Origin of the sequence: Kordiimonas gwangyangensis DSM 19435 = JCM 12864, from assembly GCF_000375545.1 — a bacterium.
GTDB classification, from domain to species: domain Bacteria; phylum Pseudomonadota; class Alphaproteobacteria; order Sphingomonadales; family Kordiimonadaceae; genus Kordiimonas; species Kordiimonas gwangyangensis.
Genome location: NZ_AQXF01000001.1, coordinates 56,954 through 78,286, shown reverse-complemented (window position 1 = coordinate 78,286; position 21,333 = coordinate 56,954). Strand labels below are relative to the sequence as shown.

Annotated in this window: 19 protein-coding genes and 1 pseudogene; 12 read left to right on the top strand and 8 right to left on the bottom strand. The window is 60.7% G+C overall.

What is annotated here, in order from left to right:
• Positions 1-20: 20 nt before the first annotated feature.
• Positions 21-932 (bottom strand): LysR family transcriptional regulator, encoded by a 912-nt coding sequence (locus tag B150_RS0100340; protein ID WP_020397877.1) that lies wholly within the window; start codon positions 930-932, stop codon positions 21-23.
• A 122-nt stretch (positions 933-1,054) separates the two neighbouring features.
• On the opposite strand from B150_RS0100340, the gene B150_RS0100335 reads away from it, so the two are divergent.
• The 5 genes from B150_RS0100335 (at position 1,055) to B150_RS0100315 (ending at position 6,889) form a co-directional block, all read left to right on the top strand.
• Positions 1,055-1,762: a pirin family protein gene (locus B150_RS0100335; protein ID WP_020397876.1), complete on the top strand. Its 708-nt coding sequence runs from the start codon at positions 1,055-1,057 to the stop codon at positions 1,760-1,762.
• 138 nt (positions 1,763-1,900) lie between these two features.
• Positions 1,901-3,148, top strand: coding sequence for an alginate export family protein (locus tag B150_RS19025; RefSeq protein ID WP_020397875.1), 1,248 nt, complete (start codon positions 1,901-1,903; stop codon positions 3,146-3,148).
• A gap of 178 nt (positions 3,149-3,326) precedes the next feature.
• Positions 3,327-4,001 (top strand): hydrolase, encoded by a 675-nt coding sequence (locus B150_RS0100325; protein ID WP_425311189.1) that lies wholly within the window; start codon positions 3,327-3,329, stop codon positions 3,999-4,001.
• 66 nt (positions 4,002-4,067) lie between these two features.
• A complete protein-coding gene (locus tag B150_RS0100320) occupies positions 4,068-5,912 on the top strand; it encodes an amidohydrolase (RefSeq protein ID WP_020397873.1) in 1,845 nt (614 codons plus the stop codon).
• Positions 5,913-6,082: 170 nt separating this feature from the next.
• Positions 6,083-6,889, top strand: a complete 807-nt coding sequence (locus B150_RS0100315; RefSeq protein ID WP_425311188.1) for an alpha/beta fold hydrolase — start codon at positions 6,083-6,085, stop codon at positions 6,887-6,889.
• 90 nt (positions 6,890-6,979) lie between these two features.
• On the opposite strand, the gene B150_RS0100310 is transcribed toward B150_RS0100315, so the two are convergent.
• From B150_RS0100310 to B150_RS23565, 4 genes and pseudogenes are all read right to left on the bottom strand, one after another.
• Entirely contained in the window at positions 6,980-7,735 is a 756-nt protein-coding gene (locus B150_RS0100310; protein WP_020397871.1) for a sulfite exporter TauE/SafE family protein, read from the bottom strand.
• 2 nt (positions 7,736-7,737) lie between these two features.
• Positions 7,738-10,767: a sensor histidine kinase gene (locus tag B150_RS0100305; protein WP_155859886.1), complete on the bottom strand. Its 3,030-nt coding sequence runs from the start codon at positions 10,765-10,767 to the stop codon at positions 7,738-7,740.
• Positions 10,757-11,401, bottom strand: a complete 645-nt coding sequence (locus B150_RS23570; RefSeq protein WP_026168110.1) for a response regulator transcription factor — start codon at positions 11,399-11,401, stop codon at positions 10,757-10,759. Before B150_RS23570 ends, B150_RS0100305 begins: the two co-directional genes overlap by 11 nt.
• A 141-nt stretch (positions 11,402-11,542) precedes the next feature.
• Positions 11,543-11,830 (bottom strand): annotated as a pseudogene (locus B150_RS23565) (winged helix-turn-helix domain-containing protein); the annotation flags it as partial.
• A 762-nt stretch (positions 11,831-12,592) separates the two neighbouring features.
• Between B150_RS23565 and B150_RS0100295 the strand changes: the two are divergent.
• The 3 genes from B150_RS0100295 (at position 12,593) to B150_RS0100285 (ending at position 15,483) form a co-directional block, all read left to right on the top strand.
• On the top strand, positions 12,593-13,324 hold the full coding sequence (locus B150_RS0100295) for a TetR/AcrR family transcriptional regulator (protein WP_162139629.1): 732 nt from the start codon (positions 12,593-12,595) through the stop codon (positions 13,322-13,324).
• Positions 13,325-13,626: 302 nt separating this feature from the next.
• On the top strand, positions 13,627-14,586 hold the full coding sequence (locus tag B150_RS0100290; RefSeq protein WP_162139628.1) for a transporter substrate-binding domain-containing protein: 960 nt from the start codon (positions 13,627-13,629) through the stop codon (positions 14,584-14,586).
• A 105-nt stretch (positions 14,587-14,691) separates the two neighbouring features.
• Entirely contained in the window at positions 14,692-15,483 is a 792-nt protein-coding gene (locus B150_RS0100285) for a type 2 periplasmic-binding domain-containing protein (RefSeq protein ID WP_155859885.1), read from the top strand.
• Here B150_RS0100285 and B150_RS0100280 read toward each other — a convergent pair.
• Positions 15,480-16,067 (bottom strand): hypothetical protein, encoded by a 588-nt coding sequence (locus B150_RS0100280; RefSeq protein ID WP_020397865.1) that lies wholly within the window; start codon positions 16,065-16,067, stop codon positions 15,480-15,482. The two genes, B150_RS0100285 and B150_RS0100280, sit on opposite strands and share 4 nt — an antisense overlap.
• Before the next feature lie 423 nt (positions 16,068-16,490).
• On the opposite strand from B150_RS0100280, the gene B150_RS0100275 reads away from it, so the two are divergent.
• The 3 genes from B150_RS0100275 to B150_RS0100265 all read left to right on the top strand — a co-directional run bounded on the left by B150_RS0100275 (position 16,491) and on the right by B150_RS0100265 (position 18,212).
• Positions 16,491-16,916, top strand: coding sequence for a hypothetical protein (locus B150_RS0100275; RefSeq protein ID WP_020397864.1), 426 nt, complete (start codon positions 16,491-16,493; stop codon positions 16,914-16,916).
• Positions 16,917-17,089: 173 nt separating this feature from the next.
• Positions 17,090-17,929, top strand: a complete 840-nt coding sequence (locus B150_RS0100270; protein WP_162139627.1) for a universal stress protein — start codon at positions 17,090-17,092, stop codon at positions 17,927-17,929.
• Between the two features lies 1 nt (position 17,930).
• Positions 17,931-18,212 (top strand): hypothetical protein, encoded by a 282-nt coding sequence (locus B150_RS0100265; protein WP_020397862.1) that lies wholly within the window; start codon positions 17,931-17,933, stop codon positions 18,210-18,212.
• Positions 18,213-18,828: 616 nt separating this feature from the next.
• Here the strand turns inward: B150_RS0100265 and B150_RS0100260 are convergent.
• Positions 18,829-19,242, bottom strand: a complete 414-nt coding sequence (locus tag B150_RS0100260; protein ID WP_020397861.1) for a hypothetical protein — start codon at positions 19,240-19,242, stop codon at positions 18,829-18,831.
• A gap of 531 nt (positions 19,243-19,773) precedes the next feature.
• Here B150_RS0100260 and B150_RS0100255 point away from each other — a divergent pair.
• Entirely contained in the window at positions 19,774-20,505 is a 732-nt protein-coding gene (locus tag B150_RS0100255; protein WP_155859884.1) for a hypothetical protein, read from the top strand.
• Positions 20,506-20,511: 6 nt separating this feature from the next.
• On the opposite strand, the gene B150_RS0100250 is transcribed toward B150_RS0100255, so the two are convergent.
• Positions 20,512-21,204, bottom strand: coding sequence for a helix-turn-helix transcriptional regulator (locus tag B150_RS0100250; protein ID WP_020397859.1), 693 nt, complete (start codon positions 21,202-21,204; stop codon positions 20,512-20,514).
• Positions 21,205-21,333 lie beyond the last annotated feature (129 nt).

The following is a 21,333-nucleotide window of genomic DNA, read 5'->3' as shown; positions in this document are numbered from 1 at the left end:
ACGCCCTGTGTAGTCGGGCCCTATTCAATGAGGTCCCAATAAGGCCGCTCGCCAAACCGCTTATACAAAAACTCGATCAGATATTTTATTTTGGGCGTCAGGTGCCTGTTTGGCGGGTAAAGGATGGTGAGGTGGATGTCAGGCGGCACAAGGTTTGGGAGCACACGCACAAGCGCGCCTGACTGCATTGCCGGGCCAACGATAAAGGTGGGCAGCATGGCGATGCCAAGGCCTGCCTTCGCGGCCTCCGTTAGTACCTCACCATTGTTGGCCGACATGACGCCGTTGACATCCACGGTAATGGCTTTGCCGTCATCAAGCAGGCGCCAGACATGGCCGCGCCCAAGCGCACCATAGTGCAGGCACGGGAGCGACTTGAGCTGCTCCGCGCGTTCAATAGGGCCATGTGATTTTATGAAACCCGGTGAGGCCACAAGGTAGCGGCGCACGAGGGTGATCGGGTGCTCAATCAGCGCACTGTCTTCCCGCAGTTCGGCGATCCGTAGCGTGGCGTCATAGCCTTCCTCAACCACATCAACAAAACGGTCATTGAGCGACAGCTCAACCTTCAGGTCAGGGTAGGCTTTCATGAAATCCGCGAGTGCCGGCCCCAAGTGCAGCGCACCAAAGGACATTGGCGCGTTGAGCCTGAGCGTGCCTCTGGGTTCCTCCGTGTCTTCCCGGACCGCGCGTTCCGCAACCTCAAGGTCGGCAAGGATGCGGGCGGCATGTGTGTAGAAGGCCTCCCCGCTTGAGGTTGGGCTGACCTTGCGCGTTGTACGCACCAGAAGCTGGACCCCCAGTTCCTCCTCAAGCGCAATAACAGCCTTGTTGACCTGAGAGCGTGAAAGCCCGGCCTGCCGCGCGGCTTCTGCAAAGCTGCCGTGCTCCACAACACCAAGGAATGCCCGGATATGGCTGAACTTGCCCATGACCTTGCCTCTTTATTGTATCCATTTTGGCGACAGTATGTCGTGAGTTATGCAAATTGTCTCCTGAAAAAGAGAGGGTTATCTTGAGTTCAACAGAGACACCCCACTCAGGAGTAAAAAACATGATCAAAGTACGACACAGCGAAGAACGCGGCCACGCCAACCATGGCTGGCTCGATAGTCACCACACCTTTTCCTTCGGTCACTATTATGACCAGCGCTTCATGGGCTTTGGCCCGCTGCGCGTTATCAATGAAGACCGGGTTCATCCGGGCCAGGGCTTTGCCCCGCACGGCCACCGCGACATGGAGATTATCTCCTACGTGATCAGTGGCGCGCTTGAACATAAGGATTCGATTGGCACAGGTTCGGTGATCCGCCCCGGTGAAGTCCAGCGCATGAGCGCGGGTACCGGCATTCGCCACAGCGAATACAATCATTCCCGCGGTGAAAAAGTGCACTTCCTGCAAATCTGGATCGAACCGGCAAAAGAAGGCCTGAAACCCTCCTATGAGCAGAAGTTCTTTGACCCCAAAAAACGCCAGAATGCGCTGAAGCTGATCGGCAGCCCGGACGGGGCAGAGGGGTCGGTCACCATCCATCAGGATGTGAAGCTTTATGGTGGCCTACTGGAGGCGGGTGCAAGCGTCACCCACGCCACCACACCTGACCGCCTGATCTGGGTGCAGGTGGTGCACGGCACGGTCACGGTCGAGGGCAAGACCCTCAAGGCCGGGGACGGTGCCGCGCTTGAGGATATGGACGAAGTCACGGTCGCGGCGCAGGCAAACGCTGAGTTCCTGCTCTTTGATATTACAGCGGCCCACTAACGCCCGAGCGCGGCGCGGGGAGAGGGTTTCCTCCCCTCCCTCTCCCCTTCCGCTCACACGAATTCACAAGCCTTAACGCACAGAGCGCGAAAGTCCGCCCGACAATGGGTGACTTCCGCGAACAGGAAAGCTCGTCCCATGTCGAAGCCACTGCCTTCATATTGCTCTGCCGCCCTTGCCGCCCTGATGGGGCTTGCACCTGCTGCTCATGCTGACGTGTTTGGCCATGTGCGGGCACGGGCCACGATGCAGCAGAATGCGCTTTGGGGCACAGAGCATGAGGGCGCGGACTGGTATGTGACCCACCGCTACCATCTGGGCGCTGAGCACAGCGGCACCACGTGGGGCGCGGGCTTTGAGCTGGCCGCCGCCTATGACCATGGCGCCGCTTTCGGCACCAGCCCGGTGGACGAGAACCGCCTTGACCTGCACCGCGCCTGGCTGGACCTCAGCCTCTCGGATAGCGTGAGCCTGCGGCTCGGGCGGGACGAATGGAAACTGGGCTCCGGCCGCCTTGTCGCCACCCGCGACGGCACCAATGTCAAACGCCGCTTCGACGGCGCGGTGCTGCGGCTTTCAGCCCCCGGTATCACCATAAAAACCCTCGCGGGCTTTGAGGTTGAAAACGACCCCGGCGTGTTTGACGACGGCATCGGCAAGGGCAAGGCGCTTTGGGGCACATACGCTACAATCGCAAGCGCGCCCGGCACGGGTATTGATGTCTATTACCTGGGCTACCGTGCGGGAAGTGCGCGGGATGTGCGCAGCGCGACCGAGGTTCGCCACAGTATCGGCGCCCGCCTGTTTGGTGACACCGGCATATGGGACTGGGACGGGGAAGCCGTCTATCAGTTCGGCCGCCAAGGCGAGGCCACCATTGCCGCATGGACAGTTGCCGCCACGGCTGGCCGCGCCTTTCGTGACACCACGTTCAGCCCGCGCATCGCGCTCTCCGCCAATATCGCGAGCGGTGACCGCGATGGCACCGACAACAAGCTGACAGCCTTCAACGCCCTGTTCCCGCGGGGGAGTTATTTCTCGGACCTCGCGCATCTGGGGCCGCGGAACTTTTATAACCTCAACCCCTATCTGACACTTGAACTGGCGGAGCGGCTGACCGTCACCATGGACGTGAACATGTTCTGGCGCTTTAGTCGTGCGGATGGGGTTTATGCGCCGAACGGCAGCCAAATCCTCGCCGCCGACAGGAGCGCCCCGCGCTATGTCGACACTGCCACATCGATTAATTTCGAGTTCACGACCAGAGGCGGAGTTTTCCTTGGCGCGGTCGCGACAAGGAGCGCGCCGGGGGCCTTTGTCCGCCACGTAAAGCCGGACGCCCGCGCCATCACTTTCATAGAGCTGACCGCAAGGCTGGATTTCTGACATGGCCGCGGATTCACAAAGCTTCACAGCGTTTCACACCACCCGGGCCAACGCCGGGACCATAGTGAATGCAACGGGACGTTGGCACCCGTCGCCCTCTCAACTCAAGAAACGGAACCAGACTATGACCAGCTTCAAGAAACTCATGAACATCGCCGCGACGGCAGCCGCCGCGATGATGATCACCACAGGCGCGATGGCGCAAAAGGCCAAACCGGTACCGGCTGACAGCATGCTGAGCCCGACCAACCACACGGTTATCCTGATTGACCACCAACCGCAGATGGCCTTCGCCACCAAGTCGATCGACATTGTGGAACTGCGCAACAACGTGACAGGCCTCGCAAAAGCCGCCAAGGCCTTCAACGTGCCGACCATCCTGACTACGGTTGCGGAAAAAAGCTTCTCCGGCCCGATGTTCCCGGAACTGAAAGACGTGTTCCCGAACCAAAGCCCGATCGACCGCACCACCATGAACACGTGGGAAGACAAACGCATCACCGATGAAGTGAACAAGCTTGGCAAGAAGAAGATCGTTATTGCCGCACTCTGGACCGAAGTCTGTGGCGTAGGCCCCGTGCTGTCGGCCATTGAGCAAGGCTACGAGGTCTATTTCGTGACCGACGCTTCCGGCGGTGTATCGGAAGACGCACACAATATGGCCGTCCAGCGCATGGTGCAGGCTGGCGCACACCCGATTACCTGGCTTCAGTACATGCTTGAACTGCAGCGCGACTGGGCCCGCGGCGAAACCTACGACGTGGTAACCGGCATCGCGAAACAGCATGGCGGTGGCTATGGCCTCGGCATCATCTACGCCAAGGAAATGTTTGGCGCGAAAGAGGGTCACTAGACAGCCCTTCGGTGCCGGGCGCTTCTGCCCGGCACCGCCCTTACTGCAATGTGAAGAGGCGCTAAAATGACCAACAATTCCATGAACCGCCGGCTGTTCCTGAAAGCCGGAACCTCCACAGCCCTCGCAGGCGGCGCAGCCCTGATGTTGCCCGCACGCCTGTGGGCCCGGCAGGGCCAAAGTGCGGACACTGTCCTTCTTGGTGGCAAGATCGCTACCCTCGCGCCGCACAAGCCTTTCGTCACCGCGCTTGCCATCAAGGATGACCGCATCCTTGCCGTCGGCAGCGACAGCGAAATGCGGGCGCATATTGGCAACAACACCCATGTGCTTGACCTTAAAGGCCGCACGGTCATTCCGGGGCTGAACGACAGCCACCTGCACGCGGTGCGCGGCGGGCGCTTCTATGCCGCCGAGCTGCGCTGGGACGGGGTGCCAAGCCTTGAACAGGGCCTGAACATGATTGCAGAGCAGGCCAAACGCACACCTAAGGGCCAGTGGGTCCGTGTGGTTGGGGGCTGGAGCGAGTTCCAGTTCCGCGAGAAACGCCTGCCCACGCCGGAGGAGCTGGACCGCGCTGCCGGTGATGTGCCGGTGTTTGTCAGTCTCCTCTATTCGCAAGGCTACCTGAACAGCGCGGGGCTTAAGGCATTAGGCATAACGTCGTCCACCAAAACGCCAGATGGCACCCGCTATGAGCAAGGGCCAGACGGTCGCCTCACCGGGCGCATCATGGCTGAGCCATACCCGACGCTTCTCTATCAGACCATCGGCAAGCTACCGCCCTTAAGCACGGATGAGCAGGTGATCTCCACCCAGCACTGGTACCGCGAGCTGAACCGGTTTGGTCTCACAAGCGCGATTGACGCTGGCGGCGGTGGTCACAGTTTCCCTGATGATTATCAGGGCACGGCCGGGCTCGCGAGCGCAGGCGCCATGCCGATCCGCATCTCCTATTTCCTGTTCCCGCAGCGTCCCGGCAAGGAACTGGCCGATTTTGAGAGCTGGACCACACTTTACGGTGCCGACAGCAACAGCGCGTCGATGGCCAACGGCTATGTGCTTGAAGGTGTCGGCGAACTGCTGGCCTACAAGGCAAGCGACTATGAAAACTTCCTCTCACCGCGCCCGGATTTTACCTCAAGCGACGGCTGGGACAAAGACCTGCATGCCGTGGTGCGGCACCTGGTGCGCAACCGTTGGCCCTTCCGCATTCATGCCACCTATGACCAGAGCGCGAATGCGATGCTGGATGTCTTTGAAGCGGTACACCGGGCAGAGATCCTTGCGGGTAGGGCTGGCTTCACCGGCCTGCGCTGGGCGTTCGACCATGGGGAAACCTATATCCCGGCCACCATCGCCCGTACAAAAGCACTGGGCGGTGCGGTCGCCGTGCAGGCGCGCATGGCATATGGCGGTGAATATTTCCTCGAGCGTTATGGCCGTGAGGCCGCAAGCAATGCGCCGCCGCTGCGCGCGCTTCTGAATTCCGGCATGCCCATCGGCGCAGGCACGGACGGCACACGGGTCGCCAGCTATCACCCATGGTCTTCGCTTTACTGGATGGTGTCAGGCAAAACGGTCGGCGGCACGCGGATCGCGAGCGATGAGAACCGCCTGAGCCGCGACGAAGCCCTCACGCTTTATACCCGTGGCAGCGCCTATTTCTCCGGCGAGCAGGAGGTGAAAGGCCAGCTGGTGCCGGGCCAGTATGCCGACCTCGCGGTGCTGAGCGACGACTATTTCAGTGTCGGAGAGGAAGCAATCCGCGGGATCGAGGCAGTGCTTACGATCACCGGTGGCCGCGTGGTGTATGGCGCGGATGAGTTCAGCGCCCTGGCGCCAGCTTTGCCAGCCCTCAAACCGGACTGGTCTCCCGTTCATCACTATCCCGGCTATTACAAAGCCTGAAGGAAATCATCATGACAAAAGATACACCAAACAATGTATCCACATCATCCCGTCGCGACCTGCTGCTTGGCACTGTCGCGGTAGCGGCGGCGCTACCAGCCGCCACCATGGTCAGCGCACCAGCGGATGCATCTATGAAAAGTGCAAAGGCACCATCCAGCACTGTGACCATGGCAGATGGCACCTCAATCTTCGTCAAGGACTGGGGTAGCGGGCAGCCTGTTGTGTTCAGCCACGGCTGGCCGCTGACGGCTGACGCCTGGGACGACCAGATGATGTTCATGGCGGAAAACGGCTTCCGCGCCATCGCCCACGACCGGCGCGGGCATGGCCGGTCCTCCCAGCCGTGGCATGGTAACACTATGGACCAATATGCCGACGACCTTGCCGCCGTGATCGAAGCGCTGGACCTCAAGGATATCATCCTTGTCGGCCATTCAACGGGCGGCGGGGAGATCACGCGCTATATTGGCAGGCATGGTACAAAACGGGTGGCAAAGCTGGTGCTGATGGGGGCGGTTACCCCCACGATGGCGCAGTCGGGCCGCTATCCGAACGCCCTGCCGATGAAGGTGTTTGACGGCATCCGTGCGGGTGTTCAGGCGGACCGGTCGCAGTTCTACAAGGATATCACCACCCCTTTCTTCGGTGCCAACCGGGAAGGTGCGACAGTAAGCCAGGGCACCCGTGACAGCTTCTGGCTTCAGGGCATGATGGGCGGGCTGAAGGGGCAGTATGACTGCATCAAGGCTTTCTCCGAAACTGACTTCACCGATGACCTGAAGCGAGTGGATGTGCCCACCCTCATCATCCACGGCGACGATGACCAGATTGTACCCATCGATATTACCGCGCGGGTCGCGGCGACGCTTGTAAAGGGCGCGACACTGAAGGTTTACGAAGGTGGTGACCACGGTCTGCCGGTCACCCACAAGGACCGCATCAACGAAGACCTGCTCGCGTTCGCGCGGGCTTGAAGGGACTACCCCCAGGCAGGCAAACCCGTCTGGCTCTCGCCTGCCTACCCCGGCCGCCTTCACACCCCCCATTCGTGGGGGCGGCCACCCCTACCAGACCAGCACATCACCGATGAGTTTAAGGCCAGAGAGGAATACCGCGGCATAGATGACGCGGTAAAAAATCGCATGCGGCACCACGCGATTGAGCCAAAGGCCAAGCCAGAAGCCGACAGGCACAAGCGGCGCCAGTATCAGCGACAGATAGAGCGAATTTGATGTCAGTTGCCCGGCATACATATAGGCGGGCAATTTGGCGAGGTTGACGAGCGCGAAGAACCAGACCCCGGTGGCAGCAAAGGTTTTTTTGTCGAGGTTCTTGGGCAGGATATAGGCGTGATAGGGCGGTGAGCCCGCGTGGGCAACATAACTGGTATAGCCCGCAACAGCACCCCAGAACACACCGGAGGGGTGCGGCGGTTTTTCAAGGTGTGCGTCCGCATGCTGTGTGCGGCGTGGCCACCAGCGGTACGCGCAAAAACCAACAGCAATCACCCCAACCAACAGGCGGATAAAATCCTCCGCCACATAGCTTGCGGTGAACATGCCGACGAGCACACCAACGGCCGCCCCGGGCAGCAGCACACCAAGGTGGCGCCAGTTTGCCTGCCGCCGCCATGCCAGAACACCAAACAGGTCCATCAAAAGTAGGAGCGGCAGCATGATGGCCGCCGCTTCCACCGGTGACATCACAAGCGACATCAGGGGGACGGCGAGCAGGGCGATACCGCCAAAACCGCTTTTGGACACCCCGGTCAACACAACGGCGGGAATAGCGGCAAGGTAAAACAGAAGGTCGGTTGGCAAATCTACTCTCCGTGCCGTGTATAGGCGGTTTTTGCGGGAAGGCGGAGGCATACTGCCGTGCCGCTTGGTCTGTTGTTTGTTATATCCATATCGCCGCCCAGCTTGCACGCGCGTTCACGCAAGCCCACGAGGCCATAGTGACCGTCAAGGCTTCCCTTCGCCATTACGTCAGCGGGCATGCCGATGCCATCATCAATGACGGAAATTTCAAGCCGAAGCTTGCCGAAATTGATGTGCAGCCTCAGCTCGCTCGCGTGGGCATGCTGGAGGGCATTTGCTGCCGCTTCCCCACAGAAGGGTGCGATTTCCTCCGCCACCTGCGCATAGACAGAACGTGGCACACCCTCGGTCTCGATGTACCACGGGAGTTGATCGCCAAGGATATTGGCCACAGTGGCCTTCAAGACAGCAATCAGGTCAACCGGGTCGGAGCCTGAGCGCAGCCGGCGGACCTTGTCCCGGCCTTCCTGCAACACGTCATCCGCGCGTTCGAGCGCGGCTTCCAGTGCGTCCCGGTTCTCGCTGCCTGAAGGCAGCTTGTCCAGCACACTTTGGAACCGGAGCACAAGCCCCTGAAAGCCCTGCAGCAAGGTGTCGTGCAGTTCGCGGGCAATGCGTTCGCGCTCATTCAGCCGCTCTTCCATGCGGGTCTTGATCCGTTCCGCCACCTGCCGAAGGTGATAGAGGTATCCGATAAAGCCAAGGCACAATAGGACTGCGGCGCAGGTCAGCACAAACCAGGGTGACTGAATGAATGTCGGCGGAATACGGAAGGTCAGTTCCGTCGTTGGACCAAGCCATGTGCCCGGCTCGCTGCTTGCCTCGATGCGAATGGTGTAATCACCGGGTTTGAGGTTGGAGAACTGGATCACCCGCGCGGTGTCTACCTCGACCCAGCGTTCGTCTGCGCCGCCGAGCATATAGCGGAATTGTGTACGGTCAGGCGAGACAAGGTTCAGCGCCTGATAGGACAGCGACAGCCGCGTTGTATTGGCGGGCAGTATCATGCCCTCAGTCGGCTCCAGCACTGTACCGTTGGCGCTGAGGGACTTGAGGCGCACGGGCGTAAGCGAAGGCGCAATCACCTCATAACTCAGGTCATGCCATGCGAGGCCGTGGTTGGTGATGAACCAGATGCGGCCATCGGCGGAGAGATTGACAGTCTGCAAGGTGGATTGCTGGGCCACGCCCGGCAGTCCGTCCCGCGCGGTAAACAGTTCCAAGCCAGGGCGGTAGCCGGGGTCCTTGAATGCCCGGTCCAGCTCTTCTTCGCTCAGCCGCACCACGCCGGAGATGGTATTCATCCAGACTTGGCCGTCCTCGGTGCGGGCGAGGCCGGTTACGCCGTTCGCCGCCGCAATCTGTTTGCTGGAAAGAGTGCGGAAACGGTCCCCCTCAAGACGTGCGATGCCAAAGGCACCCACGGCATGCAGGTGGCCTGCAACATTGTACACGCCCAGTACCTCACCGATATCAAGGCCCGCGGCGGCGTTAAAAAGCTGCCGTTTCACGCCGTCGATCATCAGCAAACGCCCGTCCCTGAGGCCAAGCCATATCGCGCCGCGCGGGTCAGCGAACAGGCTGTTTGGAATGGCGTCCAGCACTTCAGCCGGTAGCGAGACCCGGTCCCAGCGTCCGCCCACCAGGCGAAACACGCCAAGGCGGCGGATGATCACCCAGATATTGCCTTCACGGTCTTCCGCAAGTGGGCCAACACGCAAATTCTCGGCGCCTTCGGGCAGGTCCACCTGTGTGAAGGCAGGCCCACTGCTATACCGCCACAGCCCCTGCCGTGTGCCAACCCAGACCGTGCCCTTGCTGTCGGTCATTCCGTTTGTGAGTTGCGGCGGCATGGCTGCAACAGTGGTGATATCCCTGTCGGGGCTCAGTCGGTACAGAGTGGTGCTGTCGAGGATATAGTCCCCATGGGGTGAAAAAAGCGCGCTGTATCCATAGCGTGATGTCGCTGGCACCCGCGGTTCGGTCACAAAAAACTGCCGGCTCAGGCTATCGAGGCCCAGGTTGGTGCCCGCCCAGACCTGCCCCTCGCCATCTTCGAGAAGCGGCACGGAGATATTGGAGGAAAGGCCGTCTGCAAGGGTGAAGGTTTCCACCGCGCTGAGGAAAGCGTCAGGCCCCGCGCCCTGAACGTCAGAAGGGTTTGCGATACGGAAAATGCCGCCACGGGTCAGGTCGCTGCCCCAGACCGCGCCGTCCTTGTCTACCATCATATAGTTGGGGTCAAACCGCTTGGCTGGCGTTTCGCCGCGCTGTTCGTGCAGAAGTTCCCGGCTGTCAACCGAGATCGCGAACAGCCCGTGGTAGGAATCCAGCACCCACAGCGTGCCGTCTGGCCCTTCGGCAAAAACGGCGCGCCCGGCCCGCACGGGCAGGGCCTTGAACTGTGTCGCGCCCGGCTCAAGGTAAACAATACCCTCGCCGTCGGCCACCCAGAGCGAGCCGTCCTGTGCCACATCAACCCATGTTGCGCTTTGCCCGGTATAACTCCATGCCTCGCCGACAATCTCCCACGCGCTGCCGTCAAAACGCATGAGACCGCGGTCGGTCGCGGCCCAGACAGTGCCTTTCTGGTCCTCGACAATGCGCAGCACCATCCATGTGGCGGCGCTATTGTCGACCTCGAAGTTCTCAAGCACACCATGCCGCAGCCGGGAAATGCCGCCGGGCGAATAGCCAAGCCATATATCGCCGGACGGTGCCGCATAGAGCGCCGTAATGTCGATGGAGGGGAACCGGTCGCCCCCCTCGGGCTCGATGCGTTCAAACTCCGACCCGTCGAACCGGTAAAGCCCCGCCCCGGTCCCAAGCCAGAGGTAGCCGTCAGGCCCCTGATCAAGCGCCCAGACATCCGCTGGCGCGCCATGTTCGATGGTCCACTGGCGGTGGTGCAACTGGGCCAGCCGTGCCGTGGTCGGCAGGGCCTGAACAGGGCTGCCGTCCAGCACCAAAACCGCGGCAGCAATAAACATGGCGAACAGGATACGGCGCACAGCGCGGGGCCTAAAGTTCAATCAGGCCGCGCTTGGCGGCGATTGTGACAGCGTGGGTGCGGTCGGTGGCGCCCAGCTTGGAGAAGGCCACCTTCATATAGCCCTTCACCGTCTCTTCGGAGATATCGAGTTTGCGGGCAATCTGCTTGTTGGTGTTGCCCCACGCGGCAAGCGAAAGCACATCGACCTCACGCTCCGTCAGCGCCTCATCCAGCACATGCAGCGCGATATCGGACGCAATGGCCGCGTCCAGATGTTTGCCGCCGTGGAAGACCGACCGGATGGCGCCCAGAAGCTCGTTCCTGAGGCTCGCTTTCACAAGGTAACCCATGGCGCCTGCGCGCAAGGCCTTGAGCGCGCGCCCATCGCCGGTGTAGGTGGTGAGCACAATGATCTTGGCATCAGGATCGGTGCGCCGCAGCTCGGTGATGGCATCGAGGCCGTTCATGTCCGGCATCTGCAGGTCCATCAGCACCACGTCCGGCTTGAGGGCGCGGTAGGCATCAATGGCGGAGCGCCCGCTTTCAGCTTCGCCCGCCACATGAATGTCATCCTGCGCGGAAATGACAGCGCGAACACCCTCGCGCAGCAGCACATGGTCGTCCACGATCAGGACGGTAATCGGACTGTCTGCACTTGCCTGCGCTTTATGCATGGGGGCCTCTGGCTCGGGGACAGGAACATCCTCAGGGTCTTCGCCCACTATAGGGTCAATTTCGTCCCACCGTCCAGCGTCCGTGTCCACCTGAGATCGTGGCACGGTAAGGACCTCGGCCTCGGCTGCGAAATAGTAGCCTTGCCCCGGCACATTCACGATATAGCGGTTTGCCTTGTCATCCAGCGCGCGCCGAACCTGCGCAATGGCAACACGCAGGTTGCTGTCGTCAAGCCAGCGGCGCTGCCAGACTTTCGATGTCAGGGTTTCATGGGACTGCACCACACCCGGCTCTTCAAGGAGGGCGATCAGAACACCGAGGGCGCGCCCACCCAGCTCAACCGCTTCCTCTCCACGCTTGAGCTTTCGGCCTCTCGGCCACAGCGAAAACGGGCCAAAATGGATACACTCTGGTGCCGTACCGATCATCTGCATGGCCTCTCCAGCCCGGCTGCGGGCATCAATTTCGATCGTGTCTTGAGGAGGTCACAGGAAACCAAAAACCAGCATGGTTGAACAAGCCCCATTCAGGGGGGAGCATCAGCCCCTAGATGGGGGCAAGCAATGGCACTGAAAATGGCGCGCGAGCAATCTCTTCGACGACTGGTCCCAAGTCCGGTTTGTCGGGAGACAGGTGGCGATGGAGATTTCGCCTTGGTCGTGAAGCAGGGGCCTGCGGCCGGCGTGGGCATGTGCGGGGGAATTATATTTTCCCCTAGGCAACATTCATAAAGAAATGCCCCAATTTGATGCGCCTCAAAATGGTGCAGGGCTTTCCAAAAATTTCAGGTGGTTGAGCTATCCGGAAACTGTGACGCGGAATCCGGTGATTTGTGACACGCGACAACATCACCCTCTTTTCACATTTCAGCAACCTTGGATTTTCATGCAATTTTCATTTGAAAACGAATTATAATTCTGATTCTATTATTATCACTAAAGTTTTGATTATATTTGATATCGCTGGACAGGGGTGTCTGGCGGTGGCGCTGCCATCGTTCATGTGGCGGTGATGAGAGGTGCATGCGTGCGGCCTTTTGGTAGCGGGTGTGGGCGGCAGATTTTGCGGCCTTGCCTGCGTGCCGGGGCGCTGGCGCATGTTGGGGCAACTCGGGACACGGGTGCGTTCGGCGGATGGGGCATATCCGCGTGGGCAAACCGGCCCAAGGCCAATTGGCCGGGAGGATATTTATGGCTGCAATGACATCGGGCATTCCTGCAGGGGGAATGTCATCAAATGCCGGGCATGGGCATGGCCGGGCGATGGGCGCCCGTGCGGCGCTGCCGGGCACGCCGGGCGGGCCGTGGCTTTATGGCCGCTGGGCGCATGTGCCAGCGCAGAAACGCAGCGCGCGGTCTTTCCTGCGCTTCCTGGATGCGGCGGAGGACCTGCTCGATGGTCGCCACTGGCATGACCTGTCAGTACAGGACATTGTGCGCAGCGCGAAGGCGTCCGTCGGTTCCTTCTATAACCGCTTTTCCGACAAAGACGCCTTGCTGCACTGCCTTGATGACCGCCTCTCGGAGGAGGTGGAGCAAACCTTCTTTGCGCTTATGGGCGAATGTGACGGCGCGCCGGCGCTGGTCGCGGATGTGCCGGGTATTGTGGTCAGCCTCTTTATGCGGCTGTGTGAACGCCGGGGCGGGCTTATTCGCGCGCTGGAGCTTGCGCACAAGATGAACCCTGACCATGGACCGGGCCGACTTGGCGCGCGCTTCGATATGGCGCTTGAGAAGCTGGCCGCCTACCTTGTGACCCATGATGACGCGCTGCATGCCGCGGATGCGGACCGTGTGGTGCGTGCCTTCCATGAGGCCTTCTCGCTGGCGCGGGAACGCCTGATCCATGGTGGGCCACGGGCGGGGGCTGAAGGGCTGCACCGCATGCTGCTGGCGCATTACCGCGCGAGCCTCGCGGCTTAGGGCTGATTCTCAGGTCTCTTTTGCGCCGCGAAATAATGTTGCGTTTGCAATCGTTGTCACGAAATTCGGGCAAGGGCGGCTGATACGCGCGGGGGCTGTGTTTCCTATCCAACGCGGGAATAATGGGTAAAAAAGGCGGAAAATGGGGAAAAATGTCCCATTCTTCCGCCTTTTCCGTTGCGCGATCACACGTTCGTGAATAGCTTCACCCCTTCAGGCACAACGGGGGCGGCCTTGGGTCCGGGGGGATCGGGGAGCCGCAGAGTGTTGGGTAACCCGTTGAATAGTGTTGGGTGTATATAGTGTTGCGTAAGATTTTTGCCGTGGGATCGGGGGTGACCGCGCTTTTGTTCCTTGGCCTTGCTTTTATGGAAGCAAAGGCGGAAACACCGCAGGCGGCCCCAGAGTCAGTCTCTGAGGCAGCGCCGGGTGCAGCGCGCGAGCATGACAGGGTAACCATATTCGGGACCGTGTGGGGCATGACCCTCGCACAGGATGGTTCTGGCTTTTATAATGAGCTGGCGGCCGATCTGCTTGACGGTATGGAAAGCACCGCCCACTACCAGTTGATGCCCTACCGCCGGGCGAAGGCGCGTTTCCTTGATAGCGAGAGCAGCTGCATTTACCCGAGCGCCATTGGCGTGCTGACCGCGGGCGAACATGTGCAAGATGCCAGCACGCTTGTTGAAACCAACCCGCTGTTCCGCGCCCGGACCCATATTTTTGCCCGCCGGGGCGAACATGCGCCCTCAAACCTCGCTGACCTCAAGGGTCGCACCATTGCCGTGCCGTCAGGCTCTGTGATGCAGATGGTGCTGGCGGACACGGGCGCCGATGTAATCAGCGTGTTTGATGAGACCGATAAGGCCCGCATGCTGTTGACCGCGCGGGTCGATTATATCACCGCCATGCTGCCGGATGCTGTGCTGGTGTTTGATGCGCTCAGTGAGCCACTGCCTGCGTTCGATAATGAACTTGTGTTCCTTGAAAGTAACATCGGCTTTGTGTGTCACCGGTCACCGGCGACTGAGGCTTTTGTTGAAGCGCTCAATAGCCGGGCAAAAACCCTGGCCGCCAACCGCGACTATCAGGTGCGGCTTGAGGATGCCGGTATCTGGCACGTGCCTGCGCGGCCTGGCCACGGCGCAATTGACGAGCATAATCTGAATGATATTGCACCGGCCGCAGGCGGTAGCGTGGCGCGTGCGCATCCGCGGCCCACGGGGCTTGGCTCTGGCAAGGCCGGCAACACCAATTATTAAGAAAAGCCCGTTAAACCGGGTGGTGGGTGTGCCGCGCGGGTATGTTCCAGTCCAACCATCAGGGGTGCACACCCCAAACCGAGGCGAACTTTATTGAAGGGCAGGGTGTTATCATCTGTTGTGGCAATGGCGCTGGCAGGCGCCTTGAGCACACACGCGCCCGCTGCCTCGCAGGAGCCGGAAAACGCCGTCTTTGGTAGCGGTTGGGGAATGACCCTCGCGCTTGATGGTACCGGCTTTTATAACGACCTCATCCATTTTGCGCTGAAGGCCAGCGGGACGGACAAGCCCTATCAGCCGCTGCCCTATAAACGCGCGAAAATGGAATTCGCCAAGAATGAGCGCAGCTGTCTTTACCCCGCGCGTATCGAGCATCTCTCCCGTGGCGGCGACATTGAAAACGCCGACGACTATGTGGAAACCCTGCCGCTCGTGTTTGTGGAAAGCCATATTTTCAGCCGTCCCGCGCATGACCCGCTTGGCAGTTTCGAGCATCTGGACGGCAAGATGGTGGCCTACCCCAATGGGTCAGCGCTGCCGAATTTCCTTGCCGACTATAACGCCACCTTTGTGCCGACGACGGACGAAACCACCAAGGCCCGCATGTTGATAGCAGGCCGGGTGGACCATATGTCCGGCTCGCTGCCGGATAATATTTTTGTCTTCAAGTCGCTTGGCGAAGAGCTGCCGCCCTATAACCCGAACCTCGCCATCCTGCGTATCGGTGTTGGTGTGGTATGCCACAAGACGGCGGAGAACCAGGTGTTTGTGAACACGGTCAACGCCACGCTCGCCAAACCCGCTACACGTGCGCAACTGGTGGCGCTATACCGCGCGCTGGGCGTGGAAGACCGTTTCCTGCCGCGCCACGGCGGCGGGGAAGTGGCCGAGCCTTAATCGTCGAGCCAGTAATCAGCGCTGGTGCCAGTGTTGTCGCCGCCCGTTTTTGCCAGTTCCCTGTCTGCCCCTCGCACATGCTGCCGCGCAAGCGTCCGGACAAAACCGTTATAGCCGATCAGCACCGGCGACACCTTGATCACCTCACCGTCCTTGAGCCGGAGGTGAGGGCCACGGAAGAAACCGCGTTTGAATGCGCTGACCTCCGCCCAGGGAATGAAGCGGCTGTGGTGGCCCTTGCCCGCCATGATGCCGTCCCGCTTGTAGGCAAGGCTGCGGCGAAACACCGCCCAGTAAGACGAGATCATGATGAAAGCGAGGAAGCCGCACGAGAGCGCGATCACCCCGTCAGGCCAACCGCTGTAGCCGAGCACTGTCTCCACCCCATAGGCGATGAGCAAGATGCCTAAAACCACGCCTATGATGCTGAGGAGCTTGGCGGCACCGCCGTGGCTCAGCGTGGTCCAGCCGTCTGTCGTGCTCACCGGTTCACGCGCGGCGGACCGGTGCAGGATCACGGCCAGAATGATACTGAGCGGCAGGGTCCAGACAAAATTGGGGATATGTGTGAGGGTGTCGAGCAAGCCTTGCCTCAGTGCGGTAGCGGGTAAATCTGCCCAGAGCCTAGCGGGCCGCGCGGCATGCTCAAAACAGTTTCATCTATAACCTTCCGTTTACCGCAGCGCCGGTGCGGTCTGTCGCATGGGCGTAGGTGGTGCGGCGCTTTGTCGCTACGGTCAGAATCACCAAGCACCAAGCTGTGACGCGAGCACAGCAAACACGAGACCCGGCGATGCCCGAGTGGCGACAAAAGGGCGAGGATAGGGCGGGCAAAGCACCCGCAGGCGTTTCTTTTTCTCGAGGCGGCATCCCCCCGGTGCCGCTTTGATTTTTTCAGTCGCCCAGCAGCGCTTCGCCTATCGCCGCGCACACGGGCCGTTGTAGTCGCCGTGCGAAGTGTTATATTTGGAAGGCGCAATCAGGCGCAGGCAGTTGTCAGGGTAACCGTGCAAACGCACCAGCAGACAGAAAGTGGCCGTCCCGGTTTCATCATGACCCTTGTGGTGATGATGCTGATGGCATTTGTTTCGCTTGCCAAACCCTACGACACCCCTGCGCTACACTATGATGCGGGCCTGAGGGCGCCCACAAGCCCTGAGCAGCGCGCGATCGACGTGCTGAACGCCACCACCAAATTCCTCGCGCGCCAGCAGCAGTCCGCCCCCAGTCGGGACCTGTCTAACCTGAACGGCATGGAGCCGGAGGAAAGTACCGGCGAACCGGGCTTTGACGTTGCCACCCTGCCTGCCGCGCAGGACTTTGATTTTGCCGCGCGTTTGGCGGCAGCCGTCGGCAACCCGTCTGACAGCACGGCGCAAAGCCTTGCGCTGACCTCGCGCCACCCGCGCGCACCCCCCATTACCCCTGTTTGAAAGACTGTCGCTGTACTGATGGCCGCCTGACGCCCGTTTGAGGGTGATGGCATATGCCGCAGTACCCCGTTCCTTTCGATCATGGGGATTGCCATGACCTCTATCCTGATAAGCGGGTGCCGTGTGTCCCGCGTGTCGCACTGCCGGATGGCTTCAAGCCGCGGGAGGCGCGTATGAGAAACATCCTGCTCGCGACCGATCTGACGGCCCGGTGCGAAACCGCCTTTCACCGCGCGGTGCAGTTGGCCCGCCAAACCGGTGCCATGCTGCATATCCTGCATGTGGCTCCCCTGGTGCCGCTGCCGGAGTTGCGCCGCTTTGGCCCCACCCCTTCGCAAACAGCGGAGGAGAATATCACCGCCATGTTGCACCGCCTGCCGGACAGCGTGCGCCCGAACTTCCGCTCCCATGTCATGACCCATGGCCGTATTTCGGACCGGGTGGTGGAATGGGCGGATCTTGTGGCCGCGGATGTTGTGGTACTGGGCAAACGCGAAAGTACGGTGGAGGCCCCCGTCTTCGGCCCCAGCATTCTTGACCGGGTGCTGACAGCTTACCGCGGTGCTGTGCTGCTGGCGGGCAGTGAACGCCGGCTCGTGCATCATGTGCTCCTGGCGCTCAAACCACGGCGCATGCTTGAAGGTGTCATGCCGCTTGTGGCCGCGCTTGGCCTGTCGCCGCACGCGCATGTGCTTTACCGCGTGCCGGATAGGGCGCGCGGGCGGTCAGCCGTCCGTGCCATGGGACGCATGCGGTTTGCCGCGTCCAGGTTCCTGCTGCGCTGCTCGCTCTCGCGCGTGCGGCGGCATGCCTTTGATTCCGGCATTGGCCGCACTGCGCTGCACTTCCGCCCCGTGGAAGACGGCAGCCTTGAAACCGTGTCCCTGCACGCGCGGGAAACCCAATCGGAAATCATCGTCCTTGACCGCGAAAGCACGCGCCCTGCCGCACCCGCTTTCGGTCTCAACCATATATTGCCCACCGGGCACGACATCCTTTTTGGAGGGATTTGAAATGACTGTAGCAACCACCACTCAAGAACAGACAAACGCCGCGCCGCGCCGCATCAGCCCATCGGCCGCCTTTGGCGCGCTGATCATGACCGTCTTCCTCGGCGCGGAGGCGGCGGTCATCATGGTCGCCATGTGTTATTTCTTCACCAGCGGCTGGGTCCAGACCATCGCTTATGCGCTTGCGGGCATCATTGAAACATGGGTGCTCTACGCCTGTTGCAAGCGGGCATATACCATGGAGGTCGACCTGATGGCTTCACACGCAAATGCTACTAATGATTGAATAATCATTTTCACCTCCCCATGCCAAAAGGGTGTGGGGAGGGCGCGCCGCCTTTGCGGTGGCCAGCGGGTGCCAATCGTTAAAATTAACCATATTCCGGGATATGGGGTTTTGGCCCCTCATCGCTCGGGGGCTGGGCTGTTCCGGGCCCAAGCCCCCTGGCGCCATTGCTTTCGCGCGCGCAAGCGCCAATCGGGCCGGCGTTGCGATGATGGGGTAATTGCCGACCCGGTCTGCAGTATGTCGTAATGTTTTCGCGCTTGCAAAGGGATGTTTGAACACAATCACAAATATGTGACGCTGCTAAACCAAAGATGTAGTGGCTTGGGAAAATATTCCACTAATGCGGCACGGGTAAGCCGAGGGTTTCGCGGGACGAGGATCCCATGTCACCCCCGGCTTTTTCACCAGCCGATCGCTCGGCCCGCCACATCCCCACTGGTGCCGGAGTTTATCGGGCTCCGTCCAAAGGGTGGGAGAATCAGGGCCCGAAAAGTACCAGCAGGGGTGCACCGGGTGCGGCTAAAAAGGGGGAAAAGCCGACACTGGTTTTAGTCCTGTGTTTCCTATGACGCGCGGGCAGCGGAATTTGGGAATGGGGATGATAAAATTGTATCTAACTTCGGTGCTGCGGGGTTTCACCGGCCTCGCTTACCGGCATACCTGCCACCTCGCTATGACCGTCATGGCTGTATGCCCCGCCGATGCGCTTTCGGCCTTCCAGTTTGCGCCGCACGCTTTTCAAACGTTTGAGCCTGAGCGCCTCCCGCCGGATGGCCGCGCTGGCCATGAGTGTGCCGAGGCTGTCGCGGCTTCCGCTGAAGCCCGCGCGCACTTCAACAAGCCATAACATACGCCGGCGCGGGCATATGGGCAGGCGCTCCCCTTCCATGAAAAACCGCATAAACCAGCCTTTCAGCATCAGGTCTGTCACCGTGTCCGCCATCATGTCCGCCAGCCGCCAGTGGTGCCGCCTGCCTGCTTTCCCTGCCGCGAGCTCGGCTTGCCTGAAGGCGGTCTGGTCGCGCATGGCGGCTCCTTCGCACTCGTGCGTCCCGAAACGGGTGGGGTGGGAGGAGGGCCCCACCCGCCGGGATGCCGCAGTTGGCTGCATCTTCATCCGCCCCTCTCGCCTGACCGGCCAAGTGCGCTGGCGCGGCGGGGAGGGTGGTTCGCGGATACCATCACCAGATGGTGCAGTGGGGTGATACGGCGCGACCGTGCGCCGTAACCGCGAGGGGGCTGGCCTGTGCCTGGGGGCGGCAGCCTGGCCATTCCTCGGGGATTTGGAGAGGGGCCAGCACCCTATGGCGGTGGCGCCAGCCCTTGTCTTCCGGGCGGGGAGGTGTGGGCCAAATGGCCTTACCGTCCCTTGATCGCCTTGCTCCTCACCCCACCGTGTCCACCGGTGTTGGTGAGATAAAGTTACGAATAACGTAATCAGTGGTCAAGTAATAAATTACGAAATATGTAAATTATGGCGTTAAACGAATGGTAACCACTGTGCGTTATGGTAACACTTTCTGAGGCATTGCTACATTTGGCGTATTGGGAAGGGTTCATGCTGGCTCGCATCCGGGCATGGCTGGTTGGTGGAATAGGATTGGCGGCACTTGTGTCACCGGCCCTGGCTGCCATGCAGGCTGAGGACAGTGATGCTGAGGAAACCATCCTCCTCTATCGCCCCATCAGCTACTATAAGGGCGGTGCCGACAGTTTCACGGGCAAGGAAGTTGCCGATATTCCGGCAGAGCGTGTCCTGTCGAGGCTGCTGGCTCAGCTTGAACAGCCGGTGGTGGTACGTTACCTGCCGCTCAAGCGCGCGATCAGCCAATATGGCGCCAGCCGTGACGACTGTATCGTGGCACCCCGCAATGGTGAGGGTGAGCCCGACGTGGTCTCTGACGTATTCTACGCCAGCCCGTTCTGGATTTATGTGCTGGCAGACAGTCCGGTGCAGAAGCATGAGGATATCAGAACCTTCGGCACCATTGACGGTGCTGACATGATGACTGGCAAAGTCATTTTTGGCGCGGCTGAGCGCACCTTCGCCCCCAATTTCCAGAGCCTCATTGCCATGCTGCTTTCCGGCCGGGTGGAGGCGATCCCGCTTGGGGAGCTGGCGCTATCAAATGAGCCGGATCTGGCCCCCAAAGTCCGCCGCCTGTCGGACGAGCCCTATGTCACCATCGACATGCGTATCCGCTGCAAACGCACCGCGCGCAATGAGCGGTTCGTATCCATGGTCAACGGTGCCATCCGTGCCCGCGAGGGTACGGCAGCGGACGAGTGAGGCGCGTCAGGCTTCCTTGAGCATGGGCGTGTGAACCCACATCACCACACCGGTGATATCCCCGACACCAAGCCGCCCTTTAGACGCACCCGCCAGCGCTTCGGGCAGCAGCGAAAAGCTATAACTTTCAGAGGGTTCCACCGCGTCCGCCCCACCGCGCAGCATATCCTGCCCGCCGGCGGTTTTCACATATTGGCGCATCACCTGCCGCCCGTCCCCAAGGGCCAGCACAAACACCTGCCCCGGCACAATGGGCGCATAATGCTGGCGCGGGTCAGCGGTGATCACAAGGCTGCCTTTTCGCACCAGGCTGCCCATGGTGCCGTCTGCCATCACATAGCAGGCCAGTCCTTCGCTGGTGGCGGCACCGGGCGGGGCCGCAACTTCGCTGTAGGGGAAGTCTTCCTCAAGGGGCGCAAGGGTGCCATCACCATAGAGCATGCCCGCGAGCGGTACCGGCGGCGCGCCTTCGTCCCCCGGCACGATGGTGCGTTTGCCGTCCTCGAGGCTGCGGAGCAGCGAGCGCGGGCTGAGGCCCAGCATATCGGCAAGGCGTTCCACCTCGTCCGCCTGTACGCCGCGCTTGCCGCCCAGAATGTCGGTCACCCGTGGCGGCGGGATTTTGAGCGCGGCTGCCACGTCCTTCAGTTTGAGGGAGCGTTCCTTGAGGGTGGCTCTGATCCAATCCTGTTTCGGCATGTTGCTTCCTGTATTACACGGGCATAACCCGGGTTGAGTTACGTTAAGTGTAATTTTCCTTGCATTAAGTTACGAATAACGTAATCATATAAACATGATCGAGTCAAACAGAATTGTGCCAAAGGGCAA